At 44.2% G+C, this 19,509-nt stretch carries 20 protein-coding genes; 2 read left to right on the top strand and 18 right to left on the bottom strand.

Annotated elements, in window-relative coordinates:
- Positions 1–10: 10 nt before the first annotated feature.
- Positions 11–679, bottom strand: coding sequence for an SOS response-associated peptidase (locus tag MWM02_RS07915; RefSeq protein ID WP_064551682.1), 669 nt, complete (start codon positions 677–679; stop codon positions 11–13).
- 89 nt (positions 680–768) lie between these two features.
- On the opposite strand from MWM02_RS07915, the gene MWM02_RS07910 reads away from it, so the two are divergent.
- On the top strand, positions 769–1,182 hold the full coding sequence (locus MWM02_RS07910; protein ID WP_244403406.1) for a hypothetical protein: 414 nt from the start codon (positions 769–771) through the stop codon (positions 1,180–1,182).
- Positions 1,183–1,251: 69 nt separating this feature from the next.
- Here MWM02_RS07910 and MWM02_RS07905 read toward each other — a convergent pair whose 3' ends face one another.
- The 13 genes from MWM02_RS07905 to MWM02_RS07850 all read right to left on the bottom strand — a co-directional run bounded on the left by MWM02_RS07905 (position 1,252) and on the right by MWM02_RS07850 (position 12,909).
- On the bottom strand, positions 1,252–2,520 hold the full coding sequence (locus MWM02_RS07905) for a methyl-accepting chemotaxis protein (protein WP_244403405.1): 1,269 nt from the start codon (positions 2,518–2,520) through the stop codon (positions 1,252–1,254).
- Between the two features lie 307 nt (positions 2,521–2,827).
- The gene (locus MWM02_RS07900) at positions 2,828–3,196 is read right to left on the bottom strand and encodes a Na-translocating system protein MpsC family protein (protein ID WP_064551679.1); all 369 of its coding nucleotides are present in this window, start codon (positions 3,194–3,196) and stop codon (positions 2,828–2,830) included.
- Between the two features lie 197 nt (positions 3,197–3,393).
- Entirely contained in the window at positions 3,394–3,546 is a 153-nt protein-coding gene (locus tag MWM02_RS07895) for a hypothetical protein (RefSeq protein ID WP_244403404.1), read from the bottom strand.
- Between the two features lie 165 nt (positions 3,547–3,711).
- A complete protein-coding gene (locus MWM02_RS07890) occupies positions 3,712–4,080 on the bottom strand; it encodes a hypothetical protein (protein WP_244403403.1) in 369 nt (122 codons plus the stop codon).
- A gap of 92 nt (positions 4,081–4,172) precedes the next feature.
- Positions 4,173–6,008, bottom strand: coding sequence for a monovalent cation:proton antiporter family protein (locus MWM02_RS07885; RefSeq protein WP_244403402.1), 1,836 nt, complete (start codon positions 6,006–6,008; stop codon positions 4,173–4,175).
- A gap of 113 nt (positions 6,009–6,121) precedes the next feature.
- On the bottom strand, positions 6,122–6,358 hold the full coding sequence (locus MWM02_RS07880) for a DUF5680 domain-containing protein (protein WP_244403401.1): 237 nt from the start codon (positions 6,356–6,358) through the stop codon (positions 6,122–6,124).
- Positions 6,291–6,524 (bottom strand): DUF5680 domain-containing protein, encoded by a 234-nt coding sequence (locus MWM02_RS19305; RefSeq protein ID WP_252120596.1) that lies wholly within the window; start codon positions 6,522–6,524, stop codon positions 6,291–6,293. Before MWM02_RS19305 ends, MWM02_RS07880 begins: the two co-directional genes overlap by 68 nt.
- Positions 6,525–6,699: 175 nt before the next feature.
- The gene (locus MWM02_RS07875; RefSeq protein ID WP_244403400.1) at positions 6,700–8,373 is read right to left on the bottom strand and encodes an acyl-CoA dehydrogenase family protein; all 1,674 of its coding nucleotides are present in this window, start codon (positions 8,371–8,373) and stop codon (positions 6,700–6,702) included.
- Positions 8,351–9,880 (bottom strand): class I adenylate-forming enzyme family protein, encoded by a 1,530-nt coding sequence (locus MWM02_RS07870; protein WP_064551675.1) that lies wholly within the window; start codon positions 9,878–9,880, stop codon positions 8,351–8,353. The genes MWM02_RS07875 and MWM02_RS07870 overlap by 23 nt, the downstream gene beginning before the upstream one ends.
- On the bottom strand, positions 9,877–10,266 hold the full coding sequence (locus tag MWM02_RS07865; protein WP_244403399.1) for a MerR family transcriptional regulator: 390 nt from the start codon (positions 10,264–10,266) through the stop codon (positions 9,877–9,879). Before MWM02_RS07865 ends, MWM02_RS07870 begins: the two co-directional genes overlap by 4 nt.
- A gap of 108 nt (positions 10,267–10,374) precedes the next feature.
- Positions 10,375–11,163, bottom strand: coding sequence for an ABC transporter permease (locus tag MWM02_RS07860; protein ID WP_064551673.1), 789 nt, complete (start codon positions 11,161–11,163; stop codon positions 10,375–10,377).
- 2 nt (positions 11,164–11,165) lie between these two features.
- Positions 11,166–11,939, bottom strand: coding sequence for an ABC transporter permease (locus tag MWM02_RS07855; protein WP_244403398.1), 774 nt, complete (start codon positions 11,937–11,939; stop codon positions 11,166–11,168).
- Entirely contained in the window at positions 11,929–12,909 is a 981-nt protein-coding gene (locus MWM02_RS07850) for an ABC transporter ATP-binding protein (protein ID WP_244403397.1), read from the bottom strand. Before MWM02_RS07850 ends, MWM02_RS07855 begins: the two co-directional genes overlap by 11 nt.
- A 328-nt stretch (positions 12,910–13,237) precedes the next feature.
- Between MWM02_RS07850 and MWM02_RS07845 the strand changes: the two genes are divergently transcribed.
- Positions 13,238–13,846, top strand: coding sequence for a transglutaminase-like domain-containing protein (locus MWM02_RS07845; RefSeq protein WP_244403396.1), 609 nt, complete (start codon positions 13,238–13,240; stop codon positions 13,844–13,846).
- A 65-nt stretch (positions 13,847–13,911) separates the two neighbouring features.
- On the opposite strand, the gene MWM02_RS07840 is transcribed toward MWM02_RS07845, so the two are convergent.
- From MWM02_RS07840 to MWM02_RS07825, 4 genes are all read right to left on the bottom strand, one after another.
- A complete protein-coding gene (locus MWM02_RS07840; protein ID WP_244403395.1) occupies positions 13,912–15,372 on the bottom strand; it encodes an aldehyde dehydrogenase family protein in 1,461 nt (486 codons plus the stop codon).
- Between the two features lie 19 nt (positions 15,373–15,391).
- Positions 15,392–15,982, bottom strand: a complete 591-nt coding sequence (locus MWM02_RS07835) for a hypothetical protein (RefSeq protein ID WP_244403394.1) — start codon at positions 15,980–15,982, stop codon at positions 15,392–15,394.
- Positions 15,983–16,177: 195 nt separating this feature from the next.
- Positions 16,178–17,560, bottom strand: coding sequence for an MFS transporter (locus MWM02_RS07830; RefSeq protein ID WP_346015941.1), 1,383 nt, complete (start codon positions 17,558–17,560; stop codon positions 16,178–16,180).
- A gap of 129 nt (positions 17,561–17,689) precedes the next feature.
- Positions 17,690–19,417 carry a thiamine pyrophosphate-requiring protein gene (locus tag MWM02_RS07825; protein WP_244403392.1) on the bottom strand — a complete coding sequence of 576 codons (1,728 nt, stop codon included), beginning with the start codon at positions 19,415–19,417 and terminating at the stop codon, positions 17,690–17,692.
- Between the last annotated feature and the right edge of the window lie 92 nt (positions 19,418–19,509).

Genomic DNA, 19,509 nt, shown 5'->3' with positions numbered 1-19,509 from the left:
TCTCCTCCGTTTACTTGCTATTGACTGGTTTAATGCATTCCATCACATCGTTTTTCGGCGAATTGACAATCGTTGACACTTCGTACATTTTCATGTCTTCAGCGGGGTACGGCTGCAACAACGATTTCACATAATCGGTATCTTCAAGATGCGGATCCAGCCATGCGTCATGCTGATCTTGCGGCAAAATCACCGGCATACGGTCGTGAACCTCTTTAACTAATTCGTTCGCCGTTGTGGTGATAATCGTACACGTATACAACGTTTCGCCACGTTTTTCCCATGTTTCCCACAAGCCGGCAAACGCAAACGGCCGTCCGTTCCGCAATGTAATGCGGTACGGAATTTTTTTCTCTCCTACTGTCTTCCACTCATAAAATCCGTCAGCCAAAATCAAACAACGTCTCCGTTTAAGCGCGCGGCGAAAGCTTGGTTTTTCGTCGACCGTTTCCGCCCTTGCGTTAATCATCTTCCAGCCGATTTTCGGATCATCCGCCCAAGATGGCACCAACCCCCACTTCATCATCTTCCCAATTCTCTTCCCTTCCGCTTCAAACACGGTCAGCACCGCTTGATTTGGCGCGATATTGAACCGGGGCGCGATGTCCCCTGCGTAGACAAATCTAAAAAGCGATCGAAGTTGTTCGATTCCAACAGCTAATGAAAATCGTCCGCACATCAGCAATGTTCCCTCCCTTTATATAGACGGATGAAAAAGGAATTTGCTTCATATAAGTAGAAGTATAATATAAAAAAGGAGTTATATGCATGGAACTTGTTGCGCTTGGATACTTTGGCGTTGTAATGTTGCTGCTGCGAGGGGTTACGCCGGCGCAAAAACGGCGGATTGGCGGCGCGTTCGCCGCTTTGGTCACCATCTTTATCATTGGTTCATTATGGATTCGCTATCAAACGGGATTTTTTCACTTGGATCACTGGGAATGGCAAAACGCGGGTGGTTTGATTTCATTAGGAAAATGGGCTGTTCCGTCATATCTCGTGTTCGCTTTTTTGTTGCTTCTGCTTATATTGTTTCGCTTTATCCAGAAAACAATGGCGGCACCTTCTGGAGCGCGAGTATGGCTGTTTGTTTTTGCCATCTTTTTTACGCTCATTTACGTCGCCGTCGCTTACATTGTGTTATTTGTCGTCGTTTTCTTCTTTTTTCCGTTTGCGCCGTGAAGCAGTTCGCAATGCACAAGAAAAACTCCTTGGGCGTGAAATCTCGCATGCCCCAAGGAGATGAATGAGCTAAAGCGTATTTTTTCCATCCTTAGCAACAATATATCTCTGTGTAATTTTTTCTAAACTTTCCGCCATTTTTTGAAGCGTGCTAGATGATGCGTCTAAATTTTGGGCAGTGTGCACTTGTTTCTCCACCGCCGCATTTAACTCTTGCGTGCCGGCTGAAATTTGTTGGGCAGCGCTTGCGATTGCCCCGATAGCGCGGTTTAATTGTTCTATCGCCGACGCTTGTTGATCGACAGCATTGGCGATATTGGTAGAATTTTCGTTAATCTTTTCTGTGACAGACATGATTACTGAGAGGGCAGACTTTGCTTTATCGGCTAAATGCTGGCTTTCTATCACTTCATCTCTAACCTTATCCACTTCAGACACGGCTTCATCTGTACTTTTCTTATTTCGATTAACAATTTCAATAATATTTTTTGCTGCTTTTGCGCTTTCCTCTGCCAATTTTCTAACTTCTTCGGCTACAATGGTAAAGCCTTTCCCATGCTCACCGGCGCGGGCGGCTTCAATTGCGGCGTTTAATGCAAGCAAATTAGTTTGGTCGCTAATATTCGTGATGATATTCACCAGCTGGGCAATTTCATTCGATTCGCTATTCAGCCGCGAAATCGTATTTTTTAGTTTTTCGGAAGCAGACGCCACTAACGTTAACCGTTGAACAACGTGATCGACTGCGTCAACGCCTTCTTTGGAAGTGTTTAAAGATTCTTTTGTGACAGCATTCGCTTTTTGGGCCGACGCATTGATTTCTTCGACAGAAGCGTTAATCTCTTCAACGGCCGCCTGAACTTCCTCAATATTGGCGCTTTGCTCTTGGATGCTTGCAGAATTTTGCTGGATCGATGCAGATAATTGTTCCATCGCTTTCATCGATAAATTTACCGATTCAGACAGTGATCTGGAAAATTGAACCAATTCATTAGAATCGTTTTGCAGCTTTATGATTAAATTGCGCAAACTTTCTGTCATATTGTTGATGGTTCTAGACAATACTTCCAGCTCGCCTTTTGCTTCCACTTGAACGGTCTGGCTTACGTCGCCATCCATAATGGCCCGCGCTCGTTCCGTGAGCTCGGAAATCGGTTTTACTAGAAAATAATGGAGAAAGCTAAAAGCAACAATAATTAACACCACGGACATAACAAACGAAACCGCCATTCCATTCATCACATTCGCAAGAAGATAGCTCATGAGATAATGCACTAGTTCCAACCCTACGAGAGTGAGCAAAATAACGCGGCTTAAGTATGACATTTTCCATCTCATTGAGCTGTCCTTCCTTTCCTGCTTTTTTAACGTATTTTTTGCATGTACCGCTGATTTCTTTGTTTCCATTGAAAAAGATGGTGACATTTATGAGAAATGGCGAAACATACATCCGTGTGTGCCATTCTTCTTTCTTTACTCCCGTTTCATTGGTTTATTTGAATAACATTTTTGCTCATCGTAGCTTATTATATTGTGGAAGCATAATGTTAAAATAATTTTTAACTGACACTATATCCATTGCTTATATAAAAACCGGAAACATTTTTCGATAGTGAAAAATATTTCCGGTTCATCTTGACAATCGCTATTTTTGAAATTCTTCCTCTAAATTATCACGCAATAAAAACACGATAACCCGTTCGCCTGTGCGAGTGCTGATGTCTGTATACATGCTGATGACATCTTTTCCCGTTATTCGCAAAATGATCTCCTTTAGCTGCTCGCTGCCTGATTCAATTAAATCCGAGCGAATCCGCTTGACCGACAGCAATCCTTCTTTTGTCATCGCTAAATTTTTTTCCGCTGGCGTTAAAATCCCTTTTAATTGAACAAGAATAATATTGCGGATGATATCTGTCTTTACGGCAATGGATCCTCGTCCTAAATATTCTTTTTCCCATTGCGTAAGCGCACGGCTAATTTGATCTTCCATTTCTCCTTTTGATGCAGCCATCTTTCTATTCCCCTTTTCCCTTGAACTTTTCCCGCTGACTCGCTTTGTCCCTTCGCCATTATTTTTTGGACAAAAAAACGGCATGGTCACTATTTCAGTGAAACATCCCGATCAATGGCACCAGACTACATATTATTAATTGCGTTGCTTTCAATCCAGCAATTTAGCTGTCTATCAAAATAAACAGCATGGTTTATTTATTTATTATCATCATTCATATCGTTTTTTCTGTCAAGAAAAAATTTTATTTGCCATTCGCATATCTTTATTGCATTTTCTTCAAAAACACCAATACTTTCTTGATACATTGAAAATCTTTTTACATGTTTTTCCTTTCTGTAAGCCATCATTCAAACACATCCCGATGTGCGTTTATACATTATATGATATGGAATGGACGAGTCTCCTTTGCTATGGATAAACAAAATTGGACACGGAGCAACATGATGTCCCGCTTTTATCGGCGATGATTCATTCAAGTCTGCATCCGCCAGCACCGGGAATAATGGTCAAAATCAAGCGCGTAAACGAACCATTCGGCCCATAGCGGTTGCCGCCGTATCGTATCCATGTGAAAAAATCACCGTCATTTTCGCCTGTCCGTGCGGCGCAATTCCCCAGCTTTTTAATTTTATTTGTTCATCTTTGCTGATAAACGTGACATTTTTATAACTTAGCCCGTAATCTTTTGGCGTCTCCGCAATCGGCTTGCGCTCTTTATGGGTCAGCTGCCAGCCAACATAGACGGAATGCCGACGCAAGCCGATAATCGCCAAAATAAGAAAGCTAATCAGCGGCGGAAGCCACCATCGTCGCACTTTTCTGTGTGATTCGAGCTGTAAGTTCCATCTCTCCTCCTCCTTTTCGTTAATTATCTTATACAAATAAACCCCGCTCCTCCATATTGGCTAAGCGAGGAACATCGTATTTCTTTTCCATACGTCATGTCAGCTGATCTCTCGCAACAGACGTGCTACTATTCTAACAGCTCCCGCAACTCGGCAACATACTCACTTGAGCCGGTGACAATCAGACGGTCTCCCTGTTGCAGCTTTGTATCTCCGTGCGGAACGATCGATTCATTTTCGCGGAAAATGCGGACAATAATGCAATCGCCCATAAGCGGAAAGCGGCGGAGCGGGATTTCATCATATTCATCGTTATTCATCGTAATTTCATGCAATGTTGCATCTTTGTTTATAAACATCCGCGCTACAAGCGGCGATTCAATCGACGCCTTGAGCATCGATGTCGACGAAAGCAAGACGGACATGGTTTCGATGCCTGCCGCTTTTAGCCGTTCGACTTGTGCCGGTGTTTCCGCCAGCGCAAGCACCCGTTCGACTCCCCGCTCTTTGGCCGCCAATGCGACGGCGGCGTTCACCTTCTCATTTCCCGTCCAAGCAACAAGGATATCGGCGTCAAACGCTTTATGCCTCTCCAATGTTGGCAGCGAATAGTCCTCGATATCCACAATCGGGAACACATGACCGGAAAGCGGCAATTCCATTTTTTCTTGCTGGATATGATGCAGCGTCGCTTCATAGCGTTGTTCCTCTAATTCCCTTGCCGCCGATAACGTAAATTGGTTCGTGCCAATAAACGAAATGGCAATCTTTTTGTCTTCCTCTTTCGGTTTCACAAATAATTTTTTAAATAAAATCGGCGAAACAATGCTGGAAATGACCGCTACTAAAATAAGCGCACCCTTCATATTTTCATCAATGACGCCGATGCGTTCAGCAATCGTAGCTGCTGCAATGACGAGCGACAAAGTCGAAACAAGCAAAAACGCCGCGGCAAGCGTTGTTTTTGTGTCATACCAGATTCTTAATAAAGAAACAGGAATAATTTTCGAAATCGCCAGCGCAGCCACCAACAGCGGAATCATCGTTAAAATCTTCGGCTCGGTGACCAGCGCCCGCAAATCTAATTCGACTCCAACCATGACAAAAAAGATCGGGATAAAAAATCCGTAGCCAAAGGAATCTAATTGATGCACCAATTCTTTATTCGGCGACAGCAAAGAAACGAGCACCCCTGCTAAAAACGCCCCCAAAATATTTTCGGCACCAAATGTCTCCGACAAGGCGACCAAAACGATAATCAGTGTAAATACGGCGCGCGTGCCGATCTGCACCGTTCCTTTTGCCATCGTTTCCACAAAGGAACGTTTCTTAAAATATTTACCAATAAAGTAAAAAGCAACACCTGCGGCAAACAAGCCAAGAAGGAGCCAAATGCTTTTATGCCCTGGTTCATAAATCGAGACGAAAACCGCCAGTAAAATCATTGTCGCCAAATCAGCAATAACCGCAACAAGCAAAATCGTCTGCCCGATCGTCGTCTTCATGAGATTGGCGTCTTTTAACGTAGGAACGACGACACCAAGCGAAATAGTAGAAATAATTAATGTCATTAAAAACGCATTATCAATATAGCCTGCTAATACAAATAAATAGGAAAGCCCATAAGACAACACGAAAATAGCCAAAAAAATAATCGAAGCGACGACAAATTGATTTGGTTCCTTTTGTTTCTTGGCTGTTTTCGGCTTATCCGCAAACGCAGAAAAATCAATTTCTAATCCACTTAAAAACATTAGAAACAAAAAACCTAATGTCGATAATGTCTCAATCCACATGTCCGGTTTGACAAGATTAAATCCGGTCTTCCCGATCATAATGCCGGCGATAATTTCCGCCACGACAACAGGAATGACCTGTAGGCGCAAACGATTCAATAATATTGGCGTCAAAAAAGCAACGACAACGACAATTAACAACGAAGTAATCGATGAATGTTCTGCCATGCCATTCTCCCTTCCAAACGTTTTCTAGACTTTAGATATTATCTGATAGAAACCAATTTGGCAACAAAACAGCTTTAAAAATAATCGATCGCTCACTAATTTCTGCTCTGGAATCACAGTATGATCAGACCGCCGCAGTAGCGTAACTCATACACTTTTTCTTCTGCGATGAAAATACGCTCTTCTCCACAAAAGCGTTCTTCCCATGTGCCTTCATCATCATTTTGATATGTATACGGACCATTTTGCCATTGACGCGGACCGCGATATGGCGCTTGCACATCAGCTAATCGGAGCGCCTCGCGTATAAACAGAATCTGCTTGTTCCCGTGGCAAGCTGGGAATAACAATACCTCCTGAATATACCATCGACAGTACTGTCCTCTCTTTTTCTTCCACTACTTCTTGTCCAGCGAAAAAAACGGAGCCGAAATAAATATCGCGGTATAAATCGTCTCCATTTCTGATATTCCAGCTGCTTTGCCCCGTTCCATAAAGGACGGACCGACGTATCATTCGTTTCAGAAGCGCATGTCTGTTTTTTTTGCTTCCACTAGAAAATCAACGAAATTTGCCATATATCTTCTCTCCTTCCTCCAACAAGCTATAATTGTTGATTATATCGAATTGCACTCACTTGATTCATCAAATAAAATAGAGCCGTCATAAAAACGGCTCTGTATCATTGCCATTATGAAGGAGATAGCTGCTTCTGCCCATGAATAATCATTTCAAAATAGCGAACAGAAAGCATCTGCTCATCCACTAAATGGCAATCCCAAATATGCTGCAAAAAGAGCTGGGCAATCAAGCTATTGCGTTTATTTTCTTCCGCGCGTTCAAGAGCGACAATGCTTAAATAAATGTCGCACAAGCGGTTGGCGATTTTTTTCGCGTGGAATGTTTGCACCTCTTCCGGCTGGCCGTCAAGCCGTTTCAATGCTTCGACAAGTTCGTGCAATCCTTGCTTCACCGGGTTGGTGAGCGGCTCTACATCGGCGGAAAGGGTAGAGAGCACCTCTGTCGTTTTGGCAATAAACTGCTCATGAACGCGGTATTTGCGCATCAACCGCAATACTTCCAACCCTAAAATGTTGGCCGTCCCTTCCCATACTGTCAGCACTTGCGCGTCGCGAAGCAAGCGCGGCGTCACGAAATCTTCGATATAGCCGTTGCCGCCGTGCATTTCGATCGCTTCATGGGCAAAGGCAATCGCTTCTTCAGCGGTGCGCATCTTGAGCAAAGCGATGAGAAGACGGTTCCACGCTTTTTCGTCCTCCGTCGCTTCATCCGGCGCAGTCATGACGCGGTCGAACCCGGAAATCATTTCAAAGCAGGCGCTCGTCTGCACTTCTTGCCTTGCCGTTAAATTGGCGAGCGTTTCCCTTACCATCGGATAGTCGGTCAATTTATGGCCGAAAGCGGTGCGGTTAGCGGCATACTGCTTCGCTTCTTCTAACGCCCGCTTCATAATGCCGATCGATCCGACCGCATTGCAGACGCGCGACAAGTTTAACGCTTCCATCATATAATAGAAGCCTTTTTTCGGATCGCCGATGGCATATGCTTTCGCCCCGTCAAAGACAACCTCTGCCGATGGCACGGCGCGCACCCCGAGCTTATCTTTCAAACGGCGGATTTGAATGCCGTTTAGCGTACCGTGTTCGTTGCGCCATGGGACAAGAAATAAGCTCAGCCCTTTTGTTCCCGGCTCGCTCCCGTCGATGCGCGCCAGCACGGTGGCGACACCGCAGCGGCCGGCGTTGCTGGCAAAATATTTTTCCCCATACAGCTTGTAATGATCGCCGCACGGAACGGCACGCACCGCATTAGCGCCAACGTCAGAACCGCCCTGCCTCTCCGTTAAAAAAGTGGCTCCTTCATACAGCTCGACTTCCCCGGTGGAAATGACATGCGGCAAATATTTCTTCTTCAATTCCTCATCGGCAAAATGCTCTAGCAAATAGGCGGTGGCCATTGTCAACGTCACCGGGCAATAAAAGCCTGCCTCCACCTGCGACAATAGATAGCCTTGCGCGTACGAATAGATGTAATTCCCTTTCCGTCCCAGCTCGGGAATCGGCTTATGGACATAGCCGACGATTCCCGTTTCATACGTTTGTTTCGCGGTCTGCTGGTAGCCTTCATTGACCCATACTTCGGAAATATCGTTGCCAAAGCGATCGTATTTGATCAGGCGCGGCTGCCCTTCGCGGTCGGTGTGCACAGCGCGGCGGTCAATATCGGTCATGCAAAGCTGATAAAATTGTTCCAGCTTTTCTTCGGCATAGGCATATAGCTCCTCATCTAAATACTTTTTCAAGTTGGCGAGTAAATTCGGATCAACGTCGCGCAGCCGTCTCATCGTGCTTCCCCCTTAACACTTGTTTTAACACTTTTCCTGTTGCGTTGCGCGGCAGTTCCTCGATCTGCTCATATAAGCGCGGAATTTTATAGTCGGCGATCTTCCCTTTTAGAAAACGCTTGCAATCTTCCGCGAGATTTTCCAGCGGTTTGGCGGCAACGACAAACGCTTTTGCCGTTTCTCCCCATTCCGGATGCGGAACGCCGACAATCGCGACATCGACAATGTCTGGATGCGTGCGCAGCACATCTTCCACTTCTTTCGGATAAATGTTGACGCCGCCGGAAATAATGATGTCTTTTTTGCGATCGACCACCCAAATATAGCCGTCTTCATCGCGGCGCGCCAAATCGCCGGTATAGAGCCAGCCGTCTTTGATCGTTTCCTTCGTCTTTTCTTCGTCTTTATAGTAGCTTTTCATCACACTTTCCCCGCGCAGCACAATCTCGCCGATTTTCCCCGGCGGCACTTCCTTCCCTTGGTCATCGACGATTTTCACTTCACAATGAAGGGCAGCGTATTTGCCGACGCTGCCGGCTTTTTCGGCGTGCTCTTCCGGCGATAAATACGTTCCGTTCGGACCTGCTTCGGTGAGGCCATACAAACACATCAAGCGGTCGGTGCGAAATTGGCTCGCAATAAACAACGCTTCGTTTCGCGACAGCGGCGCTCCGCCGTACGTCCAGTAGCGGACGGAAGAAAGGTTATAGTCATGCAGGCGCGGATGCTTGGCAGTCAGCAAGTAGGCAACAGGCGCGCCAAAAAAGTGGGTGATTTTGTGCTGTTCAACAAGCTGGAGCAATGATTCTGGAGAAAACGCTGGTGCCAGTACATGGGTGGCGCCGACATAGGTGCCGCCGACAAAAAACAAATGCAGCGGTGCGGAATGGCTGAGAGGCATCATATGCAAAATGCGGCTGTGGCGGTCCATTTTCGTCTCGATGGCCATCATCGTCGCGACGGCAAAAATGTTGCGGTGCGTAAACAATACTCCCTTCGGCCGTCCTGTTGTTCCCGATGTGTACAAAATCGCTGCTTCATCCTCTTCATTCAGCGGGCAAACAACCGGATCGGGCACCCCTGCCGCTATCAAGTCAGCCATGGATACCCATACATCGGCTGCTTTTCCCGTTTTGATCCAAACGATATTCCTTTGGCCTACAAGCGGGGCAAGCTGCCCGCAAATCCATTCATGGGCGATCACCGCTTTAGCTTCACTATGATGAAGAATATATTGCACCTCGGAAGCAGTGAGGCGCGCATTAATTGGAACGACAATCGCGCCAAGGCGAAGCACGGCAAAATACGCAAACGCAAATTCTTTCGTATTCGGCATATACAAAATGACTTTCTCGCCCTGGCGAATGCCAAGCCGGGAAAGCGACGAAGCCAAGCGGTTGACCGTCCGGTCGACTTCCTCGTACGAAAGCTCTATATCCCCATCAATGATCGCAGTTTTATCCGGAAATTTTCTCGCATTGCAGGCAAGAAGCTCTGAAATGTTCATCCATCCGATCCCTCCAATTCGCGCAATCGCTTTTCAAAATCCGCTAGCATCGCTTCCATCTCCTCTTTCAGCTGCATGAGATCGTCGATCCGCTCGCTCACCTCCTTTATTTTCTGCCTCCCGTATTCGATCGTTTTTTCCAGCTGTTTTTGGCCGGTGCGGTCTTGATCAAAAAGCGAAATCATTTCATGAATTTCCTCAAGCGAAAAGCCAAAACGCTTGCCGCGCAAAATCAGCTTCAATTTTGCACGCTCCTTTTTGGTGTACAGACGCTGCCCCGATTCGGTGCGAATCGGGGCAATCAGCCCGCGCTCTTCATAATAACGGATCGTCCGCGTGCTAATGTCAAATTCCTGTGCCAGCTGGGAAATCGTGAAGTAATTCATGTTGTTCCCCTCTATCATTTTAATTTTCTGAATTTTATTTTAATTTACGTTTACGTCAAAGTCAATTATGTTTTCAAAATATAAAATAAATAAGGAGGGTTTTCCCTCCTAACTGCTTGCGCTCGTATAAAAGCGAAGCGCAAAGCGCCAAAAGCGACGCGCCAGCCATAAAAAAACCAAAGCCAGCAAAACGGCGATGAGCGCGGTCGCCGTATCCCACTTTCCTAACAGTGACAACGCCGGCATGTTCGTAATGACAGCGGCGGGCAATACGTACGTCAGCACGACGCGCACCCAGCCGCGGTACATGCCGATCGGAAACCGCGCTGTTTCAAAAAACGAATCAAAAATAAAGGACAAGTCATCGATGCGGATGACCCAAAACGACGTCGTCATCAACATCATCCACAACGAATAAATCAACACGAATGACGCCGCGATGGTGATGAGAAAAATAAGCACATCGAATAACGACGGAATATAACGCTTGACCATCAAGCCGTAGCCGATGACGCCAAGGCCAAGCAAAACGTCAATCAGGCGCCAAAATACTAAATGGCGGAAGCTGACGTAAAACATGCTGTCGACCGGTTTCGTCAAAATATAATCGAGCGTGCCGCGGCGGACATGTTCGAGCAGGCGCGGCATGTTGGGACGCAGGGCGAAATCGATCAATCCCCTTAATGTATTAAATACGCCAAGCAATACAAGCACGTCGGCATACGCCCAGCCCCCTAATTGATCGGTCTGATAGAAAAAGATGTTAACCGTCAAAATCGCAATCCCAATGCCAAAAAAGCTGGAGACGAGATTGCCGAGAAACTCGCTGCGATACTCCAACTCTTCCACGAAACAGGCGCGGAAAAACTCGCGGAAAATCCGTATATATCTTCGCACGCTTAACCACCTACCGCCTGATTTTTCGTTAATCCCGCTCTCCATATCCACTGCAGGCCAATGATGAACACAACCATCCAAATCGATGCGATGGCAAATCCTTGCAGCATATCATGACCATTGGTTGCTTTGGTAATGATGTCAATCGGAAACCCGATCATATAACGAAACGGCAAAAAAACGCTCCATTGCTGCAACACTGGCGGCAGCAGCGACAACGGCGCAATCCGTCCCGATAAAAATAAGGAAATCACTTCTAGCACGCCATAAACCGCCGTGACTTTGGTAATCCAAAAGCCGAGCAGCCCGCAAATGTAACTGAGCAAAAAGCGAAGCACAGCGCCAAACAGCACCGCCGCCAAAAACAGAAGCGCCTGTCCTCCTGTCACATCAAAGCGCAGCGCAGGCACAAACAGAGCCGCTATCGCCCATATCGGCGCCAAGATGGCAGCAAACAATGCTTTATACACGACATTTTCTGCAATCGCCCAGTGAATCGGATGCAACGGCCGCAAAATATAGTTCGAAAACGTCCCTTCGCGAATTTCGCGGTCAAGCTCCCAAACGTCCCACGCGCTCGTCATCCGCTCGACAAAAATAACGGCCATAAAGTAAAAAATAAAAGCATCGCTTTGGGCCGGATCAATGTTCATCCATACGACCATTGTAATGAGCGGCTGGGTGATGGCGCCTGTCATCCAGACGAGAGTAGCCAGGCGATAAGCAAGCATTTCGATATATTTCATGCGCAGAAGGGCGATGTATTTACGAATCATTATGCAGTCCCTCCTGAAACGCGCGCGTAATTACTTCTTCCATCGGCGGGTCTTGAATGTTAATGTCATGGACGTGGAAATGCTGCAAAAAATGCGCCGATACTTCTGCCACTTTCTCCCGCGCCACCCGCAATGCCACATTGCCGTCTTCGATTTCCACGACCTCTCCGTAATCTTCCCAGCGCACGTCAGGCACCTTGGCAAAGCGAACTTCGAGCCGCTTGTATGGGGCGAGTTTCTCCGTCAGCACCGTCAACTCCCCATCATAAATCAGCGTTCCATAATTAATAATCATGACGCGGTCGCACAGCGCCACGACATCGCCCATATAATGCGATGTCAACAAAATCGTCGTTTCATGCTCGCGGTTGTAATCAACGATAAAACGGCGCACTTTTTCCTGTGTATGGACGTCAAGCCCGATCGTCGGCTCGTCTAAAAACAATACTTGCGGGCGATGCAGCAGCGCTGCCGCCAGCTCGCAGCGCATCCGTTGCCCAAGCGACAAACTGCGCGTCGGTTTGGTCAAAAGCGGCTCTAGCTCCAGCAATTCCACTAATTCGTCCAACGTTTCGCGAAACGTCCGGTCATCGATTTCATAAATCGCCTTGTTGACTAAAAATGTTTCCATCGGAGGGATATCCCAAATGAGCTGGCTTTTTTGCCCCATCACCAAACTCATTATTTTTTTAAATTCGGCTTTTTGTTCAAACGGGACGAAGCCGCCGACTGTAATTTCTCCTGAAGTCGGATGCAGCAGCCCGGCCAGCATCTTCATCGTCGTCGTTTTGCCGGCGCCGTTCGGACCTAAAAATCCGACAATTTCCCCCTTTTCGATCGTAAACGAAATATCTTTGACTGCTTCCACCACCCGATATTCGCGCCTCCACAAGCTGCGCAAGGCCTCCAGCCAGCCCGCTTGGCGGACATGGACGCGAAATGATTTATGCAAATGCTTCACATGAATCATGTTTTCTTCCTCCAACTGATGACAAGATGTTTTGTCCGTACATTATTTTTATATGATTAGCAGACAGCATGCAAACAAAAAGCAGACTTCCGAAATTAACTGTGCTTTAACGAGGAGGACATAGCACACAGCGGAAAGCGCAGCAAAGTCTTTAGTCTCCCCTATCAAAAGACCGATGAAACCATTAAAAAGCTTATACAAGCCAATGTGAACTTTCAATGAACATGAACAGGTAGTATAGCTGAAGTAACCCAAGTCAATTATTATTGTATTTTTATTTAAATATATTTATAATTATACAAAATCCATTCGATAAGGGGGAATTAAAATGGAACTGCTTCCCGAGTCCACTAATTTAATCGACTATCTGGAAGAATTAGATGTTGTCGATTTTTCCCATCCTTTCATCCAGAAAAAAATAAATGAATTGTTTCATAAAGGGCAGTCAGAACTGGAGAAGGCGAAAATAGCATTTGAATTCGTAAGAGATGAGATTTCGCACTCATGGGATATACAAAGTACAAGAGTGACATGTAAAGCTTCTGAGGTACTTTACTATAAAGAAGGAATTTGTTACGCAAAAGCGAATCTATTAGCCGCTTTGTTAAGGTCTCAAGGAATCCCGACAGGTTTTTGTTATCAACGGCTCATGATATTCGATACACCTGACAAGGGTTATTCCCTTCATGCGCTAAATGGCGTTTTTCTTCCATCATTAAATCGATGGATTCGTTTAGATGCTCGTGGAAACAAACCAGGCGTACAGGCAGAATTTTCTATAGATAAAGAAATATTAGCATTTCCCGTCCAAGAAGAGTTAGACGAAAAAGATTTTCCAATCATTTATACTAAACCGAATCCAAAAACCATTTCCGTTTTAAAGGAACATACAGATGCGTTAGAAATGTATAAATATTATTTACCTGACAATTTATAAAGATCCGCTTCTTTCATAATATAGGAAGCTGGCTCTCATAAGAACCAGCCTCCTCGTCACCTCATTTAAAATGGATATGTTCTCTCTCTTGTTTGCACAGATACCCATTTTGCCACAGTAAATTCTTCTACTACCCATGGATTTCCAAATCTTCCTAATCCACTTGCTTTATTGCCTCCAAACGGAATGTTTGGAGCATCGTTCACTGTTTGGTCATTAATATGAGTCATGCCGCTGTCAATCTGTAATGCTAATTCTCTTCCTTTCGTTAAATCACTCGTAAAAATAGCCGAACTTAACCCATATTCTGTGTTATTGGCGATAGCGATCGCTTCTTCATCCGTTTTTGCTTTGATGATGGTAGCAATCGGGGCAAACAATTCAGTTTGTGCCAGCTTGCTCGACGGATCGGCATCTATAAAAACATACGGAGTTAAAATGTTTCCGATTCGCTTTCCTTCTAAAGCAATCGTTATTCCTTCACGTTTTGCCTCTTCAATCATTCGTAATGCTTTTTCCATCTGCTTTTCATTAATTAATGGACCAATGACTGTATGAGGATCTCTCGGATCGCCATATGGAAGTGATTTTGCTCTTTCTACGAATTTTTCCACAAACTCATTATACTTGCTTTCATGCACGATGATACGATTAATAATCATACAAATCTGACCTTGATGGATAAATTTCCCGAATATTGCGGCATCCACCGCGCGATCCACATCAGCATCCGATAATACGACGAACGGGCTATTTCCCCCTAGTTCCAAAGCGACACGCTTTAACTGTCTTCCAGCAATTTCTCCAATATGTTTGCCGACAGCGGTAGAACCAGTAAAGCTAATCAAACGGGCGTGTCGGTTGGTTAACATTTCATCGCCGATTTCTTCAATATCTGTTAAGATCACGTTCAATACCCCTTTTGGAAGCCCAGCATGCTCAAACGCTTTTGCAATAATGACTCCACCGGTTAATCCAACTTGAATATCCGGTTTATGCACAACGCTATTCCCTAAAGCAATGGCTGGAGCAATCGTTCTCATCGATAAGTTCAATGGAAAATTAAACGGAGAAATAGAAGATATAACCCCTAATGGCAGACGATAAATATAGTTGACTTTTCCTTCGATGTTAGAAGGTACTTCTCTCACTGTTTGAATTTCATCGGCGTAACGCAAAGCTTCCTCTAAAATCTCGATCGCAAGCTGGAATTCCACATTTGCTTTGAGAAGCGTTCCTCCGGTTTCACGGACAATGACATCGATAATCGCTTCGCGATTTGCCTGCAAATACTCCGCTGCTTTACGCAATACCTCTTTTCTTTCCTCTACGGACGAACGCGCCCACGCTTTTTGCGCCTCATTTGCCACCTCAAACGCTTCATGAAGCTGTTGTACCGTGGCCAGACGTACAGAGGTAATGACCGAATTATCATACGGGTTTAAAATATCGTATGTTCGACTGCTTTCTCCTTCCACCCACTCGCCGTTGATAAAACTTTGATTCCATTGTTCATAACGCTCCATGCCTAACCATCCTCCTTGATTATATAACATAAAACTGATTTCCAATTAACCCCAGAGGCCAATGTCCATGTTCCAGCACAGCAATCAAGGAAAGAAACGGATTCGTTTCCCAGCCTTTAATATGAGAAACTAGCTCCCATGCGCATGCCATCCCGCCGATATACATCATATAGCACACCGCGGTGGTTACAGTCGGAGACCCATATTGTTCTAACGCGGCAAACAACTTGTCAAAACAATGGTGAAAAATAAGCGCTGGCACTTCATCCGCGAGTGTGAGCAACGCATCCAACTTGCCCGCTTGTTCCGCTTGGCGCTTTATTTTCTCTGGCATTTGCCGCAATTGCAGCCATACATCGCTGTCTTTCAACTTCATTTCTGTGAAAAATGAAGGAAGCTCGTCTTCGGTCATCCACTTTACTTGGCAATGTTCTAGTCTGAAGTAATGAGCAAATTCTTTAATTGCTTGTTCCACCTGCTCATCGCCCTTTTTCGCAAACGATGCCAACCAATTGACCTTTGATAAACGTTGAAGAAGCTGATTTACCCGTTCATTGTTCGGACTGAACGTATCTTTTGTTACCGTATTCGTATTTGAGGGCGCAGTCATTTTCTTTCTCCTCCCATCTATTCATAAGACAGCGCTTTCAAATAAGATCAGGTTTGTTTGTGTTTTATAGTCTATAAATTCATCTGTTCCCATGTTTATTATCGGCAAAAGTACAAAAGGTACTTGAAATAACAGCATAAACACAGTTGTCTCTACATTAGAAAACCAAATGTATATGGCCAAGTTTAGCTACTCTTACATTCGAAAGTGTGAAGATGCAGTCATTTCTAAATGATCAGGTTGCTTTATCTTATCGAAACTACTAAATTTCTCCTGTACACATAGCAGGGCTAGAGCCCCTATTATACTTGGGACAGCAAAAACAATAAAGGCCTTTTGTGAGGTGAGTCCCGTTGCCAAGATTAACCCAATTAATGCAGGAGCTAAAATCGCTCCAATTCTACCAACTCCTAATGCCCAACCAATCCCAGTTGCTCTTGCTTCCTTTGGATAATACTCAGAAATATAAGGATTTGCTAGATTCTGTGTACCAACCGTACAGGCTCCTCCTATTGCTACAAGTGCATATAACATAAATATATTTGAAGTTATCCCCAATATAATGAAACATAATGCTCCTAATATATACATAAAAACTAATATTTTTTTATGACCAAACCTCTCTGCTAGAAATCCTCCAACCAATGAACCACCAACTTGCCCCGTACATAAAACAATGTTAAATAACAAACTAGAAGTGAGTCCGTACCCGGATTGCTGCATAATTTTAGGAAGCCATGTATTCAATCCATACACCATTAATAGACAGCTAAACACAGCTATCCAAAAAGCAAACGTGCTAACCGCTCGTTGTTGTGCAAACAGCTTCTTAACTGGAAACCCTTTTGACTCGTTCTGCACTTCTTCAAATTGATAATCATCATCTTCTGTGTAATTCCCCAAAGGATCTATACGATTTAAGATTTCGCATAATTTTTTTATTCGATTTTTCAAAATATAGAAGGAAAGGGATTCAGGAAATTGCCTCATAAAGAAAGGGAATATCAATATCGGAATGCCGCCAATCCAATATAAAACTCTCCATCCCAACTCAGGAACAATGTACATTCCTAATAACGAAACCAAAATTCCTCCTATAGAGTATCCACAATACATTGTGGCAACGATAATAGCTCTATTCCTTTTCGGGGAATATTCTGTCATTAGAGAAATAACGTTAGGAGGAAGTCCTCCAATTCCTAAAGCAGCAAGAAAACGCATGACAGTAAAGGCTATAGGGTTGTCAACTGCTCCGCCTAGAAATGTAAATACACTAAACCCAACCATGCAAATAGCAAATACTCTTTTTCTTCCAATCTTATCTGCTAAAGGGGCAAATACTAATGCTCCTACCACCATCCCTACCAATGAATAGCTTCCTATTGCACCAGCCTGAACTAAAGTTAAATCCCACTCTTTCATGAGCCAGGGCAAACTTACCCCGTACATAGCAATATCATAACCATCAAAAGCGATTCCAACAAAGCACCATAAATAAACCATTAAGTGAAACCGATTAAATTTACTAGCCGCAACTACTTCCGATGCTTTAATTTGCCGCACTTCATCGTCCTCCATAATCGTGAATGTCTTTAACTCTCCTTAAATTAAATGAAAATAATTATTTCAAATGGCAGCTATTTGCACAAGATAAATAAACTTTGTTCAAAACTTGGTTATCCTTCTTCCGTAATCCTCTTTCTTCATTCACTCTTCTTCAACAGAAGGAAGGTATACATCCAACACAGCTGAACGTCCTTTTTCTAAGGCTTGTAATCCATTTTGCAATGCTTCCTTTAGCTCACCAGGTTTTGTTACTGTTTGGGCATACGCCCCTCCGGCTGCTTCAGCAATTTTGGCTAGATCAGCAGATGGTTCAAAGCTCACCCAAAATTCGTTAATCTTGCTCGCTATTCCTTTTGGATGCACCCCTAAAGTTGATAATTTAGGAGATTTCCACCCCCTATTATTGTATATCACTGTTAAAAATGGGGTTTGATATCTTCTTGCCATCCAATGAACAGTAGATGGAATACTAAATAAATAACTTCCATCTCCTGTAAGGTTAATAACTTTTTTATCAGGCATGGCTAATTTTACACCAATACTTGCTCCCCCATTCCATCCTAACGAACCAGCTCCACTTCCAATAATCGATCCTGGTTTAGAAACTTGGATATGCCGATATATGGCTTCATAGTTTGAAATTCCTTCATTAACGATGATTGTATTTTCATCCACAATTTCCCTCACGCAAGCAGTTAAATATTCAGGCGTAATAACATCCTCTCTGTATTGTTCTTGTTCTCTCCAATTTTTTCTTTGTTCGCAGTGGATTTTTTCAATTATCTTATATCTTTTACGCACTACTTCTTGATTGATGGAAGTTCGTTCTAATAACTGATTTAATTGTTGCAATGCTGTGTAGGAGTCTGCCCTGAAAAAACGCTGGGAAGGAATATACCATAATGGCATTTGCTCTTTCAGAGGGTCTACATCAATGTAATAAATTTTGCAATGTTCAGACGGCTTGTTTTTTAGAGGAATCCATGGAACATCACTATCTAAAACAAGTACTGCATCCGCCCTACTAAGCAAATCATTTTGTTCTTGTGAATTCCATAAATACCCGCAATGCATAGGATGATTGCTGGGAAAATTCATATAATTAGGAACAGATTCAATTACCGGAATAGATAAACGCTCACTTAACCGGATAAGTTCGTTCACAGCTTTTGAATTACGTCCTAAGTAAGATGTTATAATTAGAGGATTCTTCGCATTTACTAAGTTAATTACAATTTCTTGCACCCCTTCTTCTGGAAGAGCGGATGGTCGAATAGGCTCCCATAATGCTGGATTGATTATTATTCTTTCCGCATCTTCCTCCATTACCTCACGAGGACCTACAAGGTAAACAGGACCTTTTGGATCACTTTGCGCTATTTGTAATGCCCGATGAACGAGCTGCTTTACATTTTTTCCGGAACGAATCTCATTGTTGTATTTCACATACCCTCTAACAATCCCTCGTTGATCAAAAACGTCTTGTATCCAATGAATAAACTCATTTCTGCTGCCAATCATTTCACCTTCCTGAGTAAAAGGGGAAGCGCCAGCAAAAATAAGCACAGGTACCCTTCCCTTTGCTGCATTGTGAATGGCGCCTCCAAGGTTTTGTGTTCCACATTCGACATGTACAATCACTGCCTGAGGCTTTCCAGTAACTTGTGCAAATCCATGCGCCGCACTTAATGCTACCATTTCATGCGGACAAGTAATCACTTTAGGAAGCTTTATTCCTTTTTGTCTTGCCTCCGCTAAACTCTCAATAATTGCAGGATGATCGCTGCCTAAGTTACAGAAAATATAGGAAACACCTGCCTCTTGCAATGCTTCGAGGAAGGCTGTACTAGTCGTATATTTATCGAACAACCCCAGTACCTCCTCATTTATATTGCATTTATTCACCTAATCGCCTCTGTTCTCTACAAAAATATTCCTTCCTCTGTCATCCTTTTAGTAGG

The organism is Parageobacillus sp. KH3-4 (genome assembly GCF_022846435.1).
In the GTDB taxonomy this organism is placed as follows: Bacteria; Bacillota; Bacilli; order Bacillales; family Anoxybacillaceae; genus Parageobacillus; species Parageobacillus thermoglucosidasius_A.
Note: the sequence above shows the minus strand (reverse complement) of the source record. Positions and strands in the feature narration are given on the sequence as shown.

Coding starts and splice junctions, on each gene's coding strand:
- MWM02_RS07915 (WP_064551682.1), bottom strand. CDS start 679: ATGTGCGGACGATTTTCATTAGCTGTTGGAATCGAACAACTTCGATCG.
- MWM02_RS07910 (WP_244403406.1), top strand. CDS start 769: ATGGAACTTGTTGCGCTTGGATACTTTGGCGTTGTAATGTTGCTGCTG.
- MWM02_RS07905 (WP_244403405.1), bottom strand. CDS start 2,520: ATGAGATGGAAAATGTCATACTTAAGCCGCGTTATTTTGCTCACTCTC.
- MWM02_RS07900 (WP_064551679.1), bottom strand. CDS start 3,196: ATGGCTGCATCAAAAGGAGAAATGGAAGATCAAATTAGCCGTGCGCTT.
- MWM02_RS07895 (WP_244403404.1), bottom strand. CDS start 3,546: ATGATGGCTTACAGAAAGGAAAAACATGTAAAAAGATTTTCAATGTAT.
- MWM02_RS07885 (WP_244403402.1), bottom strand. CDS start 6,008: ATGGCAGAACATTCATCGATTACTTCGTTGTTAATTGTCGTTGTCGTT.
- MWM02_RS19305 (WP_252120596.1), bottom strand. CDS start 6,524: ATGATACGTCGGTCCGTCCTTTATGGAACGGGGCAAAGCAGCTGGAAT.
- MWM02_RS07875 (WP_244403400.1), bottom strand. CDS start 8,373: ATGAGACGGCTGCGCGACGTTGATCCGAATTTACTCGCCAACTTGAAA.
- MWM02_RS07870 (WP_064551675.1), bottom strand. CDS start 9,880: ATGAACATTTCAGAGCTTCTTGCCTGCAATGCGAGAAAATTTCCGGAT.
- MWM02_RS07865 (WP_244403399.1), bottom strand. CDS start 10,266: ATGAATTACTTCACGATTTCCCAGCTGGCACAGGAATTTGACATTAGC.
- MWM02_RS07855 (WP_244403398.1), bottom strand. CDS start 11,939: ATGATTCGTAAATACATCGCCCTTCTGCGCATGAAATATATCGAAATG.
- MWM02_RS07850 (WP_244403397.1), bottom strand. CDS start 12,909: ATGATTCATGTGAAGCATTTGCATAAATCATTTCGCGTCCATGTCCGC.
- MWM02_RS07845 (WP_244403396.1), top strand. CDS start 13,238: ATGGAACTGCTTCCCGAGTCCACTAATTTAATCGACTATCTGGAAGAA.
- MWM02_RS07840 (WP_244403395.1), bottom strand. CDS start 15,372: ATGGAGCGTTATGAACAATGGAATCAAAGTTTTATCAACGGCGAGTGG.
- MWM02_RS07835 (WP_244403394.1), bottom strand. CDS start 15,982: ATGACTGCGCCCTCAAATACGAATACGGTAACAAAAGATACGTTCAGT.
- MWM02_RS07830 (WP_346015941.1), bottom strand. CDS start 17,560: ATGGAGGACGATGAAGTGCGGCAAATTAAAGCATCGGAAGTAGTTGCG.